The organism is Variovorax sp. CAN15, from assembly GCF_030462475.1.
In the GTDB taxonomy this organism is placed as follows: domain Bacteria; phylum Pseudomonadota; class Gammaproteobacteria; order Burkholderiales; family Burkholderiaceae_C; genus Variovorax.
On the sequence record NZ_JASMRZ010000003.1, the window covers coordinates 20,029 to 32,646 of the forward strand.

Sequence of the window (12,618 nt, forward strand, 5' to 3'; positions counted from 1 at the left end):
TGCAAAATATGCGCTTCCTTTTGAAGCAAAACGCAAAATGCAGCTTCGTCAGCTCCAGCATCTCGTCGCCCTCGCCGACCAGGGCAGCTTCGGCCGCGCGGCCCAGGCGGTGCATCTTTCGCAGCCCGCCCTCTCGCGCAGCATCGAGAACCTGGAAGAGAACCTGCAGGCGCGCCTGGTCGACCGCGCCTACGGCAGCGTGCGCTTCACCCAGGCCGGCGAACTGGTGCTGGCACGCGCCCGCGAGCTGCTGGCCGATGCGCAGCAGATCGCGCGCGACGTGCTCCAACTCGAAGGCCTGGCCATCGGCAGCCTCGCGGTCGGCTTCGGCCCCTTCGCGGCCGGCACGCTGGGCCGCGCGGCTCTGTCGCTCATGGTGCAGCGCCACCCGCAGCTGCAGATGCGCATGGAAGTGGCCGACACCGCCACGCTGTGCGAGCGCCTGCACCGCCGCGAGCTCGACCTGTTCGTGGCCGACACGCGCGACCTGACCAAGCAGCAGCCCGGCCTGAAGCTCGCGCGGCTGCCCAACCTGCCGGTGTCCTTCTTCGTGCGGACGAAGCATCCGCTGCTCAAGCTCAAGACCCGGCCCGTGCCACTCGAAAAGCTGATGGCCCATCCCGTCGCCGGCCCGCGTCTGCCGGCCGAGGTGGCGCTGCAGTTCGACCGGGTCGCGCCGCGCGGCGACCGCGGCGTGTTCAACGTGAGCTGCGACGACGCCGGCACGCTGCGCCACCTGGCGCTCACGGCCGACGCGGTGATCCTTGCGCCGGTCGCTCCCGTGGCGGGCCACGACACCGACACCCTCGTTCCCCTGCCGGTGGCGGGCCTGGAGCGCATGCAGACGCATTACAGCCTCGTCACGCTGGCCGCGCGCACGCCCTCTCCGGCGGCCGCCGCCTATACCCGGCTGGTGACCGAGTTGATGGACCCGCTCGGGCATGCCGGCGGGCGCTGAGCCAAAATGGCCCTCCGCCTTCAAGCCTTTGCTTCTTTTCAGTGACCACTCCCCGCCGGGCCCAGCCGCCCTCCTTTTCGTCCGACGAGTTCCGTGAAGCCCTCGGCATGTTCGCCACCGGCGTCACCGTCGTGACCGCGCGCGCGGCGGACGGCGCGCTGGTCGGCCTCACGGCCAACTCCTTCAATTCGGTGTCGCTGACGCCGCCGCTGGTGCTGTGGAGCCTGTCGCGCGCGGCCGGCTCGATGCCCGCGCTCAGCGCCGGCTCGCACTACACGGTGAACATCCTCGCAGCCAACCAGAAGGCACTGGCCGAGCGCTTCGCCACCAAGAACATCGACCGCTGGGCCGACGTGGCCTTCACCGAGGGCCTGGGCGGCGCGCCGGTGCTGGTGGGCGCCGCGGCCAGCTTCGAGTGCTTCAACCGCAGCCGCTATGACGAAGGCGATCACGTGATCTTCGTCGGCGAGGTGGAGCGCTGCTCGCACGATGCGGGCGCATCGCCGCTGCTCTTCCACGGCGGGCGCTTCTACACAGAGCATCCCTTGTGACCTGTCGCCCTGCGCTCCTGCTTGTCCTGCTGCTCGCCGCGCAGACCGGCACGGCGCAGGAAGCCGCAGCGCCGGTCAAGCAGAACTGGTTCGACGACCCGTTCTTCCAGCTTTCATCGGGCCTGCCGGCCTGCGCCGTACCCGAGGGTCCGTTCTATACGACCGAGGAACGCCGCCTGCAGACTCATTCGCGGCTGGAGCGCGGCACCACCTGCTGGCTGGCCGGCAAGTGCGCCGACAGCAACGCCTACCGCTACGACAAGCCGCTCGCGCCCAAGGTGCGCGCCGCGCTGCTGGCCGTGCCGGGGGTGAAGAAGGGCAGCGTCTGGGTCATCATCCAGCGCCGCTGGGTGTACCTGCAGGGCTGCGTGCCGGACGCGGCGCTCGCGAAGAAGCTGGAGCGCGCCGCGCGCGCGGTGGCCGACGTGGAAACCGTGGTGCCGGATCTGATGACGGGCACGCGGGGCAAACCCCCTTATCCGGTGGCCGCGACAAGGTAGAGAGCCCCGCCGTCGCGCAACGAACACGCGGGCGCGATACGATCATCGGATGAATCCGGCGACTCCTCGCCGCGAACGACGATCCGAATGATCCAGCGCAAGACCCACCTCGACAGCCTCGCCATCGGCCTGCTCATTGCCTGCTGCGCCTTCTGGGGCCTGCAGCAGATCCTCATCAAGACCACCGTGGCCGAGGTGCCGCCGATGTGGCAGGCCACGATCCGCATGGTCGGCGCGACGGCGCTGCTGTGGCTTTGGTGCGTGTGGCGGCGCGTGCCGCTGTTCGAGCGCGACGGCACGCTGTGGCCGGGCCTGCTGGCGGGCGTGCTGTTCTCGGGCGAGTTCGCCGGCATCTACCTGGGGCTGCAGCACACCAGCGCGTCGCGGCTCACCGTGTTCCTCTACACCGCGCCCTTCTGGGTCTCGCTGCTGCTGCCGCGCTGGGTGCCGGCCGAGCGGCTGCGCGGCTTCCAGTGGCTGGGGCTCTTCATCGCCTTCTCGGGCGTGGTGCTGGCCTTCAGCGAGGGCTTCGCCCACATGAGTTCGTCGCAGCTCATCGGCGACGGCATGGCGCTGGCGGCCGGCATGCTCTGGGGCCTGACCACGCTCACGCTGCGCACCACGCGCCTTGCCACGGCCAGCGCCGAGAAGACGCTGTTCTACCAGGTGGCGGTCACGGCGGCGATGTGCCCGGTGCTCTCGCTGGTGCTCGGCGAGCACTGGGGCTTCTCGTACTCGGCGTGGGCCTGGACTTCCATCGGCCTGCAGACCGCGGTGGGCGCCTTCGCCAGCTACCTCGCATGGATGTGGCTGCTGCGGCACTACCCGGCCACGCAGATGTCGTCCTTCACATTTCTCACGCCGCTGTTCGCGCTGGTGTTCGGCGTGGCGCTGCTGAAGGAGCCGCTCACGGCGCAGCTGATCGTGGCGCTGGTCGGCGTGGCGCTGGGCATCGTGCTGGTGAACCGGCGGCCTGCGGTACAACGCAGCGCATGAGCAGCAAGACCACCCGATTCCAGCCCGTCCTCGACGAGATCTTCGCCACCCTGCGCCCCCGGCTAGGCCAGGGCGGCACCGTCGCCAGCTACATACCGGCGCTCGCGCGCGTCGATGCGCGGCAGTTCGGCATCGCGCTGCGCACCTGCGAGGGCGAGGAGGCCGGCGCGGGCGACTTCGAGACGCCCTTCTCCATCCAGAGCGTGTCCAAGCTCTTCACGCTCACGCTTGCCATGCAGCGCATGGGCGACGCGCTGTGGGAGCGCATCGGCCGCGAGCCCTCGGGCAATCCGTTCAACTCGCTGGTGCAGCTGGAGAACGAACAGGGCAAGCCGCGCAACCCCTTCATCAATGCCGGCGCCATCGCGGTGGCCGACCGGCTGGTGAGCCAGGCCAGGGCCGGCGGCGGCAGCGCCAAGGCCGACATCCTCGCGCTCATGTCGAACCTGTGCGGCGAGCCCATCGCCTTCGACGACGAGGTGGCGAAGTCGGAGGCCGACACCGGCTTTCGCAACATCGCGCTGGCCAACTTCATGAAGAGCTTCGGCAAGATCGACAACGACGTCGAGACCGTGCTGGACACCTACTTCCACCAGTGCGCACTGCGCATGAGCTGTCGCCAGCTGGCGCGCGCCGCCGCCTTCCTGTGCCGCGACGGGGCGCATCCCATCGACGGCGAGCCCGAAGTCACGGGCGAGCGGCAGACGCGCCGCATCAACGCGCTGATGCTCACCTGCGGCACTTACGACGCGGCGGGTGACGTGGCCTTCTCCATCGGCCTGCCCTGCAAGAGTGGCGTGGGCGGCGGCATCGTCGCGGTGGTGCCCGACAGGCTCACGCTGTGCGTGTGGTCGCCCGCGCTCGACGCCACCGGCAATTCGCTGCTGGGCATGAAGGCGCTCGAAATGTTCGTGGCGCGCACGGGGCTCTCGGTTTTCTGAGCCGTCGCCCCAGGGCGATCAGGCGGCCGCGGCCACCGCCACGGTGGCCAGGCAGCCCATGCCGTCGAGCGCCGCCTCCACGGCCTCCTCCAGCGGCGTGTGCGGCTCGCGGCCGAGAAAGGCCACCAGCTTCGCGTTGTCCATGCCCACCGGCGTACGCCACAGGTAGCGCATCTCGCGCATTTCGCGGAAGGTGACGACGAAGGGCGAGGCCAGCGTCAGCAGCCACCACGGAAAGGCCGACACGCCGACCCTGGCGCCGGTGCGGCGCGCCACCACCTTGCGGATGGCGTCGCTCATGCGCGTGCCGTCGGCGTCCCAGTGGCCGGCCATGTGGAAGCGTGCGAAGGGCTCCAGCCTCTCGCGGCGCGCGAGCAGTTCGACCATGGTGCGCGCCACGTCGGGCAGGTACGACCACTGGTGGCCGACGCCGGGGCCGCCGGGATAGCTCACGGCCTTGACCGGCTGCCCCGCCTTCACCAGTCCTTGCGAGAACCAGTTGTTGCCGGCCCTCGGCCCGAAGAAATCGCCAGCGCGCACGATCAGCACGCGCGCGCCCTGGCGGCTGGCCTCTTCCAGGCGCCGTTCCATCTCGACGCGGATCGCGCCCTTGCGGGTGAGCGGGCGCTGCAGCGAGTCCTCGGCCAGCAGCGGGAAGGCATCGGGTCCGAAGTTGTAGACCGTGCCCGGCAGCACGATGGTCGCGCCTTCGGCCTTGGCGGCGGCGATGGTGTTGTCGAGCATCGGCAGCACCAGTTGCGACCAGCCGCGGTAGCCCGGCGGGTTGACCGCATGCACGATGACCGAGCAGCCCGTGGCGGCGCGGCGCACCGCCTGCCCGTCCATCGCGTCGCCGGCCAGCCAGGTGATGCCTTCGCGCTTTCCTTCCTGCGTATCGCGCTTCAGCGCGCGCACCTGCCAGCCCGCATCGCGCAGCTGGCGGGCCACTTCGCCGCCGATGCCGCCCGTTGCGCCGAGAACCAGGACCGTGTCCCCGCGTGCCGTGTCGTTTGCCATGGAATGCTCCAGAAGTTGTTGCCGATGGAAGAATTCTGGAACCGTGTCGGCTCTATTGGAATTGCCGAACATGAGCTATCAGCCATACATTTATGTATGACCTCGAACATCGGCTGGGAGCTCTACCGCACTTTCCTGAGCGTGCTGCGCGAGGGCTCGCTCTCGGGCGCGGCACGCGCCCTCGGCATCACCCAGCCCACGGTCGGGCGCCACGTGGCCGCGCTCGAGGAAGCACTGGGCACGGTGCTCTTCACGCGTTCGCAGACGGGGCTGCTGCCCACCGAGGTGGCGCTGGCGCTGCGCACGCACGCCGAGGCCATGGAAAGCACCGCCGCCTCGCTGGAGCGCGCCGCCAGCAGCCAGGGCGAAGGCGTGCGCGGCGTGGTGCGCGTGTCGGCCAGCGAGGTCGTCTGCGCGGAAGTGCTGCCGCCCATCGTCGGGAGGCTTCGCGAGACGCACCCGGCGCTGAAGGTCGAGCTGGTGTCGACCAACCGCGTGCAGGATCTGCTGCGGCGGGAGGCCGACATCGCCGTGCGCATGGTGCGCCCCAGGCAAGAGCAGCTGGTGGCGCGCCGCATCGGCAACATCGAGCTGGGCTTCCACGCGCATCGCGACTATCTCGAGCGCCACGGCACGCCGCGCAAATTGCACGAGCTGGCCGCCCACTCGCTGATCGGGTACGACCAGCCCACGGCCTTCGTGCGCAACGCGGGGAAGTCGCTCAAGGGCTTCACACGCGACACCTTCTCGCTGCGCACCGACAGCGACCTCACGCAGCTCGCGTTGATCCGCGCCGGTGCCGGCATCGGCATCTGCCAGGTGGCGCTGGCCGCCCGCAACCCCGCGCTGGTGCGGCTGATGCCGCGCGGCTTCTCGCTGAAGCTCGACACCTGGGTCACGATGCACGAAGACCTGCGCGGCAGCCCGCGCTGCCGCGTGGCTTTCGATGCGCTGGTCGAAGGGCTCGCGCAATACATCGGCAGCTCCGCAACGGAGGCGAAAATGCCTCGCGCCAGAACGACAGCAACCGAATGACCGAACCGACCACAGACTCCGACACCCTCCCCCTGCAGGAAGACCGCCTCTGGCGCGACGACCGCTGGACCGCACGCATCATCAAGAACGAGGAAGACGACGGCTGGGCCGTCGAGATGACCCGCCACGGCGACCCCGAGCCAGCCCTCGTCGGCCCCTGGACCATGGGCCGCGACAAGAAGAACCCCAAGCCGCTGGATGGCCCCGCCTTCTCCACGCTGGTGAAGACCGCCGCCGAAGTCATCCGCCGCCACGAGCAGCAGCTGCACGCCACGCTCAACAAGAGCGTGACCGTCACCGCGCGCAACGACCAGCGCGTGCGCGTGGCGCTGGCCATCGTGCCCGACGAGGACAACCCATCGGCCACGCTCACGGCGTACGACGATGCCGACGACTCCGAACTCGCCAGCGTGAGCGTGTCGCCCGCGTTCAGGCTCACGGCCAGCAGCGCGAGTGCGTGGATCGAGTCCGGCTACGCGCGCCCGCGCTGAGCGCGAATAACACAGGCGCCGCGTTTTCGCCAATTAGCGAAACAGCGTATGTTCATGCCGGGGTGAGTTGAGAAGAATCCGCCCCAACGAGCAATCGTTACCAGTCATACGACACCCGCTGCCAGTGCTGCCAGCGAGGCGTCGGGCAACAAAGCCCGAATCGGTCTAACCACCGGTTCGGGCTTTTTTGCTTTTTCGGCCGCAAGAGTGCTTTTTCGAAACGGATGCGCCGCATCCGGTGGCGGAGCCTTGCCCGGAGAAAACGCACTGGCAGCAGAACGCCCGTTTGCAGGGCCGCGTCGCGGGAGGAGACACCCAACGCGCGGTCCGAAGGTCGGATCTTCCTGATGACTCGCACAAACACAAAGGAATTTGACATGACGAACGCTTTCAACCGCCGCCAGATCGTGAAGACCGGCGGCTCGATGATCGTGCTGGGCGCCGCAGGCGGCGTGGCCGGCATCGCATCGGCGCAGGACGGCGGCACCGTGAAACTCGGCCTGCTGCATTCGCTCTCGGGCACCATCGCCATCGCCGAGGCCTCGCTGGTCGACGCCGAGAAGCTGGCCATCGAGGAGATCAACGCGGCGGGCGGCGTGATGGGCAAGAAGATCGAGGCCGTGGTGGAGGACGGCGCGAGCGAGAACCCGGTGTTCGCAGAGAAGGCGCGCAAGCTGCTGGAGCGCGACAAGGTCGCGGCCATCATCGGCTGCTACACATCGGCGTCGCGCAAGGCGCTGCTGCCGGTGCTCAACCAGGCCAAGGGGCTGCTGTTCTATCCGACCTATTACGAGGGCCAGGAGCAGGACAAGCGCGTGTTCTACCCCTCGCAGGAAGCCACGCAGTCGGTGATCGCGGCGGTCGAGTGGATGGCGCGTGAGAAGGGCAAGAGCTTCTTCCTGGTGGGCTCCGACTACATCTATCCGCGCACCTGCAACAAGATCGCCAAGCCCGCCATCGCCAAGGCCGGCGGCAAGGTGCTGGGCGAAGAGTACGCGCCGCTGGGCCACACCGAGTTCTCATCGATCATCAACAAGATCAAGGCCGCCAAGCCCGACTGCATCTACAGCACCGTGGTGGGCGGCTCCAACGTGGCCTTCTACAAGCAGCTGCGCGCTGCGGGCCTCGACGGCGCCAGGCAGGTGCTGCTGTCCACCGTGGTGTCGGAAAACGAGATCGACGGCATCGGCAAGGACAACGCCGCCGGCTACTACGCCTGCATGGGCTATTTCCAGAGCATCAAGTCGCCGGCCAACGAGAAGTTCGTGAAGGCCTTCAAGGCGAAGTACGGGCAGGACCGCGTGATCGGCGACCCGATGGAGGTGGCCTACAACAGCGTGTACCTGTGGAAGCTGGCGGTGGAGAAGGCCAAGTCCTTCGACGTCGACAAGGTCACGGCGGCGGCGGCGGGCGTGGAAATAGAAGCGCCCGAAGGCACGGTGCGCGTGCACGCCACCAACCACCATGTGTGGAAGAAGGTGCGCGTGGGCCGCGCCCGGCCCGACGGACAGTTCGACATCGTGTGGGAATCGCCCCAGCTCGTCGAGCCCAACCCCTTCCCGAAGGTTTGAACGCGATGAACTTCGACATCGCGGTGATGCAGGTGTTCAACGGCGTGAGCCTGTTCACCATCCTGCTGCTGATGGCGATCGGGCTGGCCATCGTGTTCGGCCTGATGGGCGTCATCAACATGGCGCACGGCGAACTCATGGCCCTCGGCGCCTACATGACCTATCTGGCCGCGCGCTTCTTCGAGCACTTCGCGCCGGGCCTCATGGACCTGTACCTGTTCGCCGCGATTCCGTTCGCGTTCGCCGTGACCTTCGCGTTCGGCTATGTGCTGGAGCGCGGCTTCATCCGCTTCTTCTACGACCGGCCGCTGGACACCCTGCTCGCTACCTGGGGCCTGAGCCTGATGCTGCAGCAGGCCTACCGCTCGATCTTCGGCGCGCAGGAGGTGAGCGTGCCGCTGGCCTCCTGGCTCGCGGGCGCGTGGGAGCCGACGGCGGGCATCCAGCTGCCGCTGAACCGCATCTTCATCGTGGGGCTCACCGCGCTGGTGGCGACCGGCGTGTATTTGCTGCTGTACCGCACGCCCTGGGGCCTCAAGGTGCGCGCGGTGACGCAGAACCGCGCCATCGCCGGCGCGGTGGGCATCGACACGCACCGAGTCGACGCCATGACCTTCGCGCTGGGCTCCGGGCTCGCGGGCATCGCGGGCTCGGTGTTCACCATGATCGGCTCGACCAACCCGGGTACGGGGCAGCTCTACATCGTGGACTCGTTCATCGTGGTGGTGTTCGGCGGCGTGCAGAGCCTGGTGGGCACCGCGCTGTCGGGCTTCTCGATCGCGCAGTCGCAGACCTGGCTCGAGTACCTGATGAGCGGCTCGATGGCCAAGGCGACGATCCTGCTGCTGGTGATCGTGGTGCTGTATTTCCGGCCCAACGGGCTGTTCGCGATCCGTTCGAGGAGCTGAGCATGCTGTCGAAGCTCTCTTCCCAACGCAGGAGCGACATCGGCTCGATGGCCGCCGTTCTCGTGCTGCTGGCGCTGGTGCTGCCGCTCGCGCTCGATGCGTTCCGCCTGAACCTCGTGGGCAAGTACCTGGCCTTCGCTTTCGTCGCCATTGGCGTGGTGCTCACCTGGGGCTACGGCGGCGTGCTGAGCCTGGGCCAGGGCATGTTCTTCGGCCTGGGCGGCTACATGATGGCCATGTTCCTCAAGCTCGAAGCCTCGGCGCCCGAGCTGCCGGACTTCATGGTGTGGAGCAGCGTGGAACAGCTGCCCGCGTGGTGGCAGCCCTTCCACTCGCTAGGCTGGACCGTGGCGGGCATTCTCGTGGTTCCGGCGGTGCTGGCCTACGTGTTCTCGTACGCGATCTTCAAGCGGCGCGTAAGCGGCGTGTACTTCGCAATCGTCACGCTGTCGCTCGCGCTCACGCTCACCGTGGTGGTGATCGGCCAGCAGGGCGACACCGGCGGCGCCAACGGCATCACCGACTTCCGCACGCTGCTGGGCCTGGACATCGCGAGCGACGAGGCAAAGCGCACGATCTACTTCGTGGAGGTGCTGGCCATCGCGCTGGTGATGGCGCTGTCGCTGCTCGTCGTGCGCAGCCGCTTCGGCAAGATCCTCATCGCCATCCGCGACCGGGAAGACCGCGTGCGCTTCAGCGGCTACAACACCGCACACATGAAGGCCTTCGTGTTCGCGGTGGCCGCAGTGCTGTCTTCCATCGGCGGGGCGTTCTACAGCCTGCAGGTGGGGCTGATCGCGCCGGGCGTGATCGGCGTGGTGGCCTCAGTGGAGATGGTGATCTACGCGGCGGTCGGAGGTCGGCTTTCGATTCCGGGTGCTGTTGTCGGCGCGCTGCTGATCGGTTTTCTCAAGTCGTACCTGTCGGAGACCTTCCCTGAAGGCTGGCTGTACTTCCTGGGTGCCGTGTTCATCCTCGTGGTGTGGGCCATGCCCGAGGGGCTCGCGGGCCTGGGCGCGAGGCTGCTGCGCCGGCGCGGCGCGGAGGCCGCGCCATGAACGCGACCATGACCATGCCCAACGGGGGCCTGCCGCGGGCCGCCTCGGCCGTGCCGCCCTCGAACGAGCAGATCCTGCGCGTCGAAGACCTCACCGTGTCCTTCGACGGCTTCAAGGCGGTGGACGGCCTGAGCCTTGCGGTCGAGCGCAACGAGCTGCGCGTGATCATCGGTCCGAACGGCGCGGGCAAGACCACGCTGCTGGACATGATCTGCGGCAAGACCCGTCCGAGCGCGGGCCGCGTGCTGTTCAACGGCCAGGACCTCGGCCGGCTGAACGAGTACGAGATCGTGCGTGCCGGCGTGGGCCGCAAGTTCCAGACGCCCTCGGTCTACGAAGACCTCACGGTGCTGGAGAACTTCGAGATCTCGCTGCCGCGCATGCACGGCCTGCTGCAGTCGCTGGCCTTTCGCCGCACCGCCGCGCTGCGCGAGCGCATCGATGCGATGGCGGCCGACGTGTTCCTGCTCGACCAGCTCGAGCGCCGCGCGGGCCAGCTCAGCCACGGCCAGAAGCAGTGGCTGGAGATCGGCATGCTGCTGATGCAGGAGCCCGAGCTTCTTCTGCTCGACGAGCCCGTGGCCGGCATGAGCCCGCGCGAGCGCGAGCAGACCGGCGACCTGCTGCGGCGCATCTCGGTGGGCAAGTCGGTGGTGGTGATCGAGCACGACATGGACTTCGTCAAGCGCATCGCCCACCGCGTGACCGTGCTGCACCAGGGCCGGCTGCTGAGCGAGGGAACGGCCGCCGAAGTGCAGTCCGACCCGCGCGTGATCGACGTGTACCTGGGCCATTGAGCACAAGGAGAAACACAGATGCTCGAAGTCTCCGAACTCGACGTCGCCTATGGCGAGTCGCACGTCATCCGCGATGTGTCCCTTCGCGTCGCACCCGGCGAGGCGGTGGCCGTCATGGGCCGCAACGGCATGGGCAAGACCACGCTGCTGAAGTCGCTCATCGGCCTGCTGCCCGCGCGCGGCGGCCACATCCGGCTGGGCGGCGCCGACATCACGAAGCTGCCGAGCCACCAGCGCGTGGCGCGGGGCCTGGCCTTCGTGCCGCAGGGGCGCATGGTGTTCCCGTTCCTCACGGTGGAGCAGAACATCCTCTCGGGCGCCGCGAAGTCCGGACACCGCACGGTGCCCGACTACCTCTACCGTTTCTTCCCGGTGCTCAAGGACATGAAGCAGCGCAAGGCCGGCAACCTCTCGGGCGGCCAGCAGCAGATGCTGGCGATTGCGCGCGCGCTCATCTCCGAGCCCAAGGTGCTGATCCTCGACGAGCCGACCGAGGGCATCCAGCCTTCGATCATCAAGGAGATCGCGCAGACGCTGAACGTGCTGCGCGCCGAGCGCGGCTTCGCCATCGTGGTGTCGGAGCAGGTGCTGAGCTTCGCGCTCGACCTGGCCGACCGCTTCCTCGTCATCGACCGCGGGCGCCTCGTGCACGACGAGGCGCGCGCCAGCCTCGATCAGGACAAGGTCAGGTCGTTCCTGACCGTGTGAGAGCCCCTCCCGTTTTCCTTCAACCCTTCTTTCAGGAGCAGCGTCATGAGACATGGTGATATTTCGAGCAGCAACGATTGCGTGGGCGTCGCGGTCGTCAACTACAAGATGCCTCGCCTGCACACCAAGGCCGAGGTGCTGGACAACGCGCGCAAGATCGGCGAGATGCTGGTCGGCATGAAGAAGGGCCTGCCGGGCATGGACCTGGTGGTGTTCCCCGAGTACTCCACGCACGGGATCATGTACGACGCCAAGGAGATGTACGACACGGCCGCCACCGTGCCCGGCGAGGAGACGGCCATCTTCGCCGACGCCTGCCGCCGCGCCAACGTGTGGGGCGTGTTCTCGCTCACCGGCGAGCGCCACGAGGAGCACCCGAACAAGGCGCCCTACAACACGCTGATCCTCATGAACAACAAGGGCGAGATCGTCCAGAAGTACCGCAAGATCATGCCGTGGGTGCCCATCGAGGGCTGGTATCCGGGCGACTGCACCTACGTCAGCGATGGCCCCAAGGGCATGAAGATCAGCCTGATCATCTGCGACGACGGCAACTACCCCGAGATCTGGCGCGACTGCGCGATGCGCGGCGCCGAACTCATCATCCGCTGCCAGGGCTACATGTACCCGGCCAAGGAGCAGCAGATCATGGTGTCGAAGGCCATGGCCTTCATGAACAACACCTACGTGGCGGTGGCCAACGCGGCGGGCTTCGACGGCGTCTACTCGTACTTCGGCCACTCCGCGCTCATCGGCTTCGACGGCCGCACGCTGGGCGAGTGCGGCGAGGAGGAGATGGGCATCAACTACGCCGAGCTCTCGATGGGCCTGATCCGCGACGCGCGCAAGAACGGCCAGTCGCAGAACCACCTTTTCAAGCTGGTGCACCGCGGCTACACCGGCACCATCAACTCCGGCGACGGCGACAAGGGCGTGGCGGCCTGCCCGTACAACTTCTACACGAAGTGGATCAACGACCCCGAGGGCACGCGCGAGATGGTGGAGTCGTTCACGCGCAGCACGGTCGGCACGCCCGAATGCCCGATCGAGGGCATTCCGAACGAGCCGGCCAAGCATCGCTGAGCCG

General features: G+C 67.9%; 14 protein-coding genes. 13 read left to right on the top strand and 1 reads right to left on the bottom strand.

All coding sequences use genetic code 11. The annotated features are described in order from the left end of the window. Nucleotides 1-37: 37 nt before the first annotated feature. The 5 genes from QMO14_RS03360 (at nt 38) to QMO14_RS03380 (ending at nt 3,946) form a co-directional block, all read left to right on the top strand. Nucleotides 38-958: a LysR family transcriptional regulator gene (locus tag QMO14_RS03360; RefSeq protein ID WP_301504435.1), complete on the top strand. Its 921-nt coding sequence runs from the start codon at nt 38-40 to the stop codon at nt 956-958. Nucleotides 959-999: 41 nt separating this feature from the next. Continuing rightward, complete coding sequence (locus QMO14_RS03365) at nt 1,000-1,509, top strand: flavin reductase family protein (protein WP_301504437.1); 510 nt, start codon at nt 1,000-1,002, stop codon at nt 1,507-1,509. Then, nucleotides 1,506-2,009, top strand: a complete 504-nt coding sequence (locus QMO14_RS03370; RefSeq protein WP_301504439.1) for a BON domain-containing protein — start codon at nt 1,506-1,508, stop codon at nt 2,007-2,009. Before QMO14_RS03365 ends, QMO14_RS03370 begins: the two co-directional genes overlap by 4 nt. 87 nt (nt 2,010-2,096) lie before the next feature. Further along, a complete protein-coding gene (locus QMO14_RS03375; protein WP_301504441.1) occupies nt 2,097-3,005 on the top strand; it encodes a DMT family transporter in 909 nt (302 codons plus the stop codon). Next, complete coding sequence (locus QMO14_RS03380; protein WP_301504443.1) at nt 3,002-3,946, top strand: glutaminase; 945 nt, start codon at nt 3,002-3,004, stop codon at nt 3,944-3,946. Before QMO14_RS03375 ends, QMO14_RS03380 begins: the two co-directional genes overlap by 4 nt. A gap of 18 nt (nt 3,947-3,964) precedes the next feature. Here the strand turns inward: QMO14_RS03380 and QMO14_RS03385 are convergent, their stop codons facing one another. After that, nucleotides 3,965-4,963 carry an NAD(P)H-binding protein gene (locus QMO14_RS03385; RefSeq protein ID WP_301504444.1) on the bottom strand — a complete coding sequence of 333 codons (999 nt, stop codon included), beginning with the start codon at nt 4,961-4,963 and terminating at the stop codon, nt 3,965-3,967. A 96-nt stretch (nt 4,964-5,059) separates the two neighbouring features. On the opposite strand from QMO14_RS03385, the gene QMO14_RS03390 reads away from it, so the two are divergent. The 8 genes from QMO14_RS03390 to QMO14_RS03425 all read left to right on the top strand — a co-directional run bounded on the left by QMO14_RS03390 (nt 5,060) and on the right by QMO14_RS03425 (nt 12,614). Continuing rightward, the gene (locus tag QMO14_RS03390) at nt 5,060-5,998 is read left to right on the top strand and encodes a LysR family transcriptional regulator (protein WP_301504447.1); all 939 of its coding nucleotides are present in this window, start codon (nt 5,060-5,062) and stop codon (nt 5,996-5,998) included. Next, nucleotides 5,995-6,489, top strand: coding sequence for a hypothetical protein (locus QMO14_RS03395; protein ID WP_301504449.1), 495 nt, complete (start codon nt 5,995-5,997; stop codon nt 6,487-6,489). Before QMO14_RS03390 ends, QMO14_RS03395 begins: the two co-directional genes overlap by 4 nt. 377 nt (nt 6,490-6,866) lie before the next feature. Next, entirely contained in the window at nt 6,867-8,060 is a 1,194-nt protein-coding gene (urtA, locus tag QMO14_RS03400; protein ID WP_301504451.1) for an urea ABC transporter substrate-binding protein, read from the top strand. A gap of 5 nt (nt 8,061-8,065) precedes the next feature. Next, complete coding sequence (gene urtB / locus QMO14_RS03405) at nt 8,066-8,968, top strand: urea ABC transporter permease subunit UrtB (protein ID WP_301504453.1); 903 nt, start codon at nt 8,066-8,068, stop codon at nt 8,966-8,968. Nucleotides 8,969-8,970: 2 nt separating this feature from the next. Next, the gene (gene urtC / locus QMO14_RS03410; protein WP_301504455.1) at nt 8,971-10,026 is read left to right on the top strand and encodes an urea ABC transporter permease subunit UrtC; all 1,056 of its coding nucleotides are present in this window, start codon (nt 8,971-8,973) and stop codon (nt 10,024-10,026) included. Nucleotides 10,027-10,040: 14 nt separating this feature from the next. Then, nucleotides 10,041-10,823, top strand: a complete 783-nt coding sequence (urtD, locus tag QMO14_RS03415) for an urea ABC transporter ATP-binding protein UrtD (protein WP_301505015.1) — start codon at nt 10,041-10,043, stop codon at nt 10,821-10,823. Nucleotides 10,824-10,841: 18 nt separating this feature from the next. After that, the gene (gene urtE, locus QMO14_RS03420; RefSeq protein WP_301504456.1) at nt 10,842-11,531 is read left to right on the top strand and encodes an urea ABC transporter ATP-binding subunit UrtE; all 690 of its coding nucleotides are present in this window, start codon (nt 10,842-10,844) and stop codon (nt 11,529-11,531) included. Between the two features lie 45 nt (nt 11,532-11,576). After that, nucleotides 11,577-12,614 (top strand): aliphatic amidase, encoded by a 1,038-nt coding sequence (locus tag QMO14_RS03425; RefSeq protein ID WP_301504458.1) that lies wholly within the window; start codon nt 11,577-11,579, stop codon nt 12,612-12,614. Nucleotides 12,615-12,618: the final 4 nt, after the last annotated feature.

Excerpts from the sequence above, each read along its gene's own strand:
- QMO14_RS03360 (WP_301504435.1), top strand. The coding sequence starts at position 38 with ATGCAGCTTCGTCAGCTCCAGCATCTCGTCGCCCTCGCCGACCAGGGC.
- QMO14_RS03375 (WP_301504441.1), top strand. The coding sequence starts at position 2,097 with ATGATCCAGCGCAAGACCCACCTCGACAGCCTCGCCATCGGCCTGCTC.
- QMO14_RS03380 (WP_301504443.1), top strand. The coding sequence starts at position 3,002 with ATGAGCAGCAAGACCACCCGATTCCAGCCCGTCCTCGACGAGATCTTC.
- QMO14_RS03385 (WP_301504444.1), bottom strand. The coding sequence starts at position 4,963 with ATGGCAAACGACACGGCACGCGGGGACACGGTCCTGGTTCTCGGCGCA.
- QMO14_RS03390 (WP_301504447.1), top strand. The coding sequence starts at position 5,060 with ATGACCTCGAACATCGGCTGGGAGCTCTACCGCACTTTCCTGAGCGTG.
- QMO14_RS03395 (WP_301504449.1), top strand. The coding sequence starts at position 5,995 with ATGACCGAACCGACCACAGACTCCGACACCCTCCCCCTGCAGGAAGAC.
- urtA (WP_301504451.1), top strand. The coding sequence starts at position 6,867 with ATGACGAACGCTTTCAACCGCCGCCAGATCGTGAAGACCGGCGGCTCG.
- urtB (WP_301504453.1), top strand. The coding sequence starts at position 8,066 with ATGAACTTCGACATCGCGGTGATGCAGGTGTTCAACGGCGTGAGCCTG.
- urtC (WP_301504455.1), top strand. The coding sequence starts at position 8,971 with ATGCTGTCGAAGCTCTCTTCCCAACGCAGGAGCGACATCGGCTCGATG.
- urtD (WP_301505015.1), top strand. The coding sequence starts at position 10,041 with ATGCCCAACGGGGGCCTGCCGCGGGCCGCCTCGGCCGTGCCGCCCTCG.
- urtE (WP_301504456.1), top strand. The coding sequence starts at position 10,842 with ATGCTCGAAGTCTCCGAACTCGACGTCGCCTATGGCGAGTCGCACGTC.
- QMO14_RS03425 (WP_301504458.1), top strand. The coding sequence starts at position 11,577 with ATGAGACATGGTGATATTTCGAGCAGCAACGATTGCGTGGGCGTCGCG.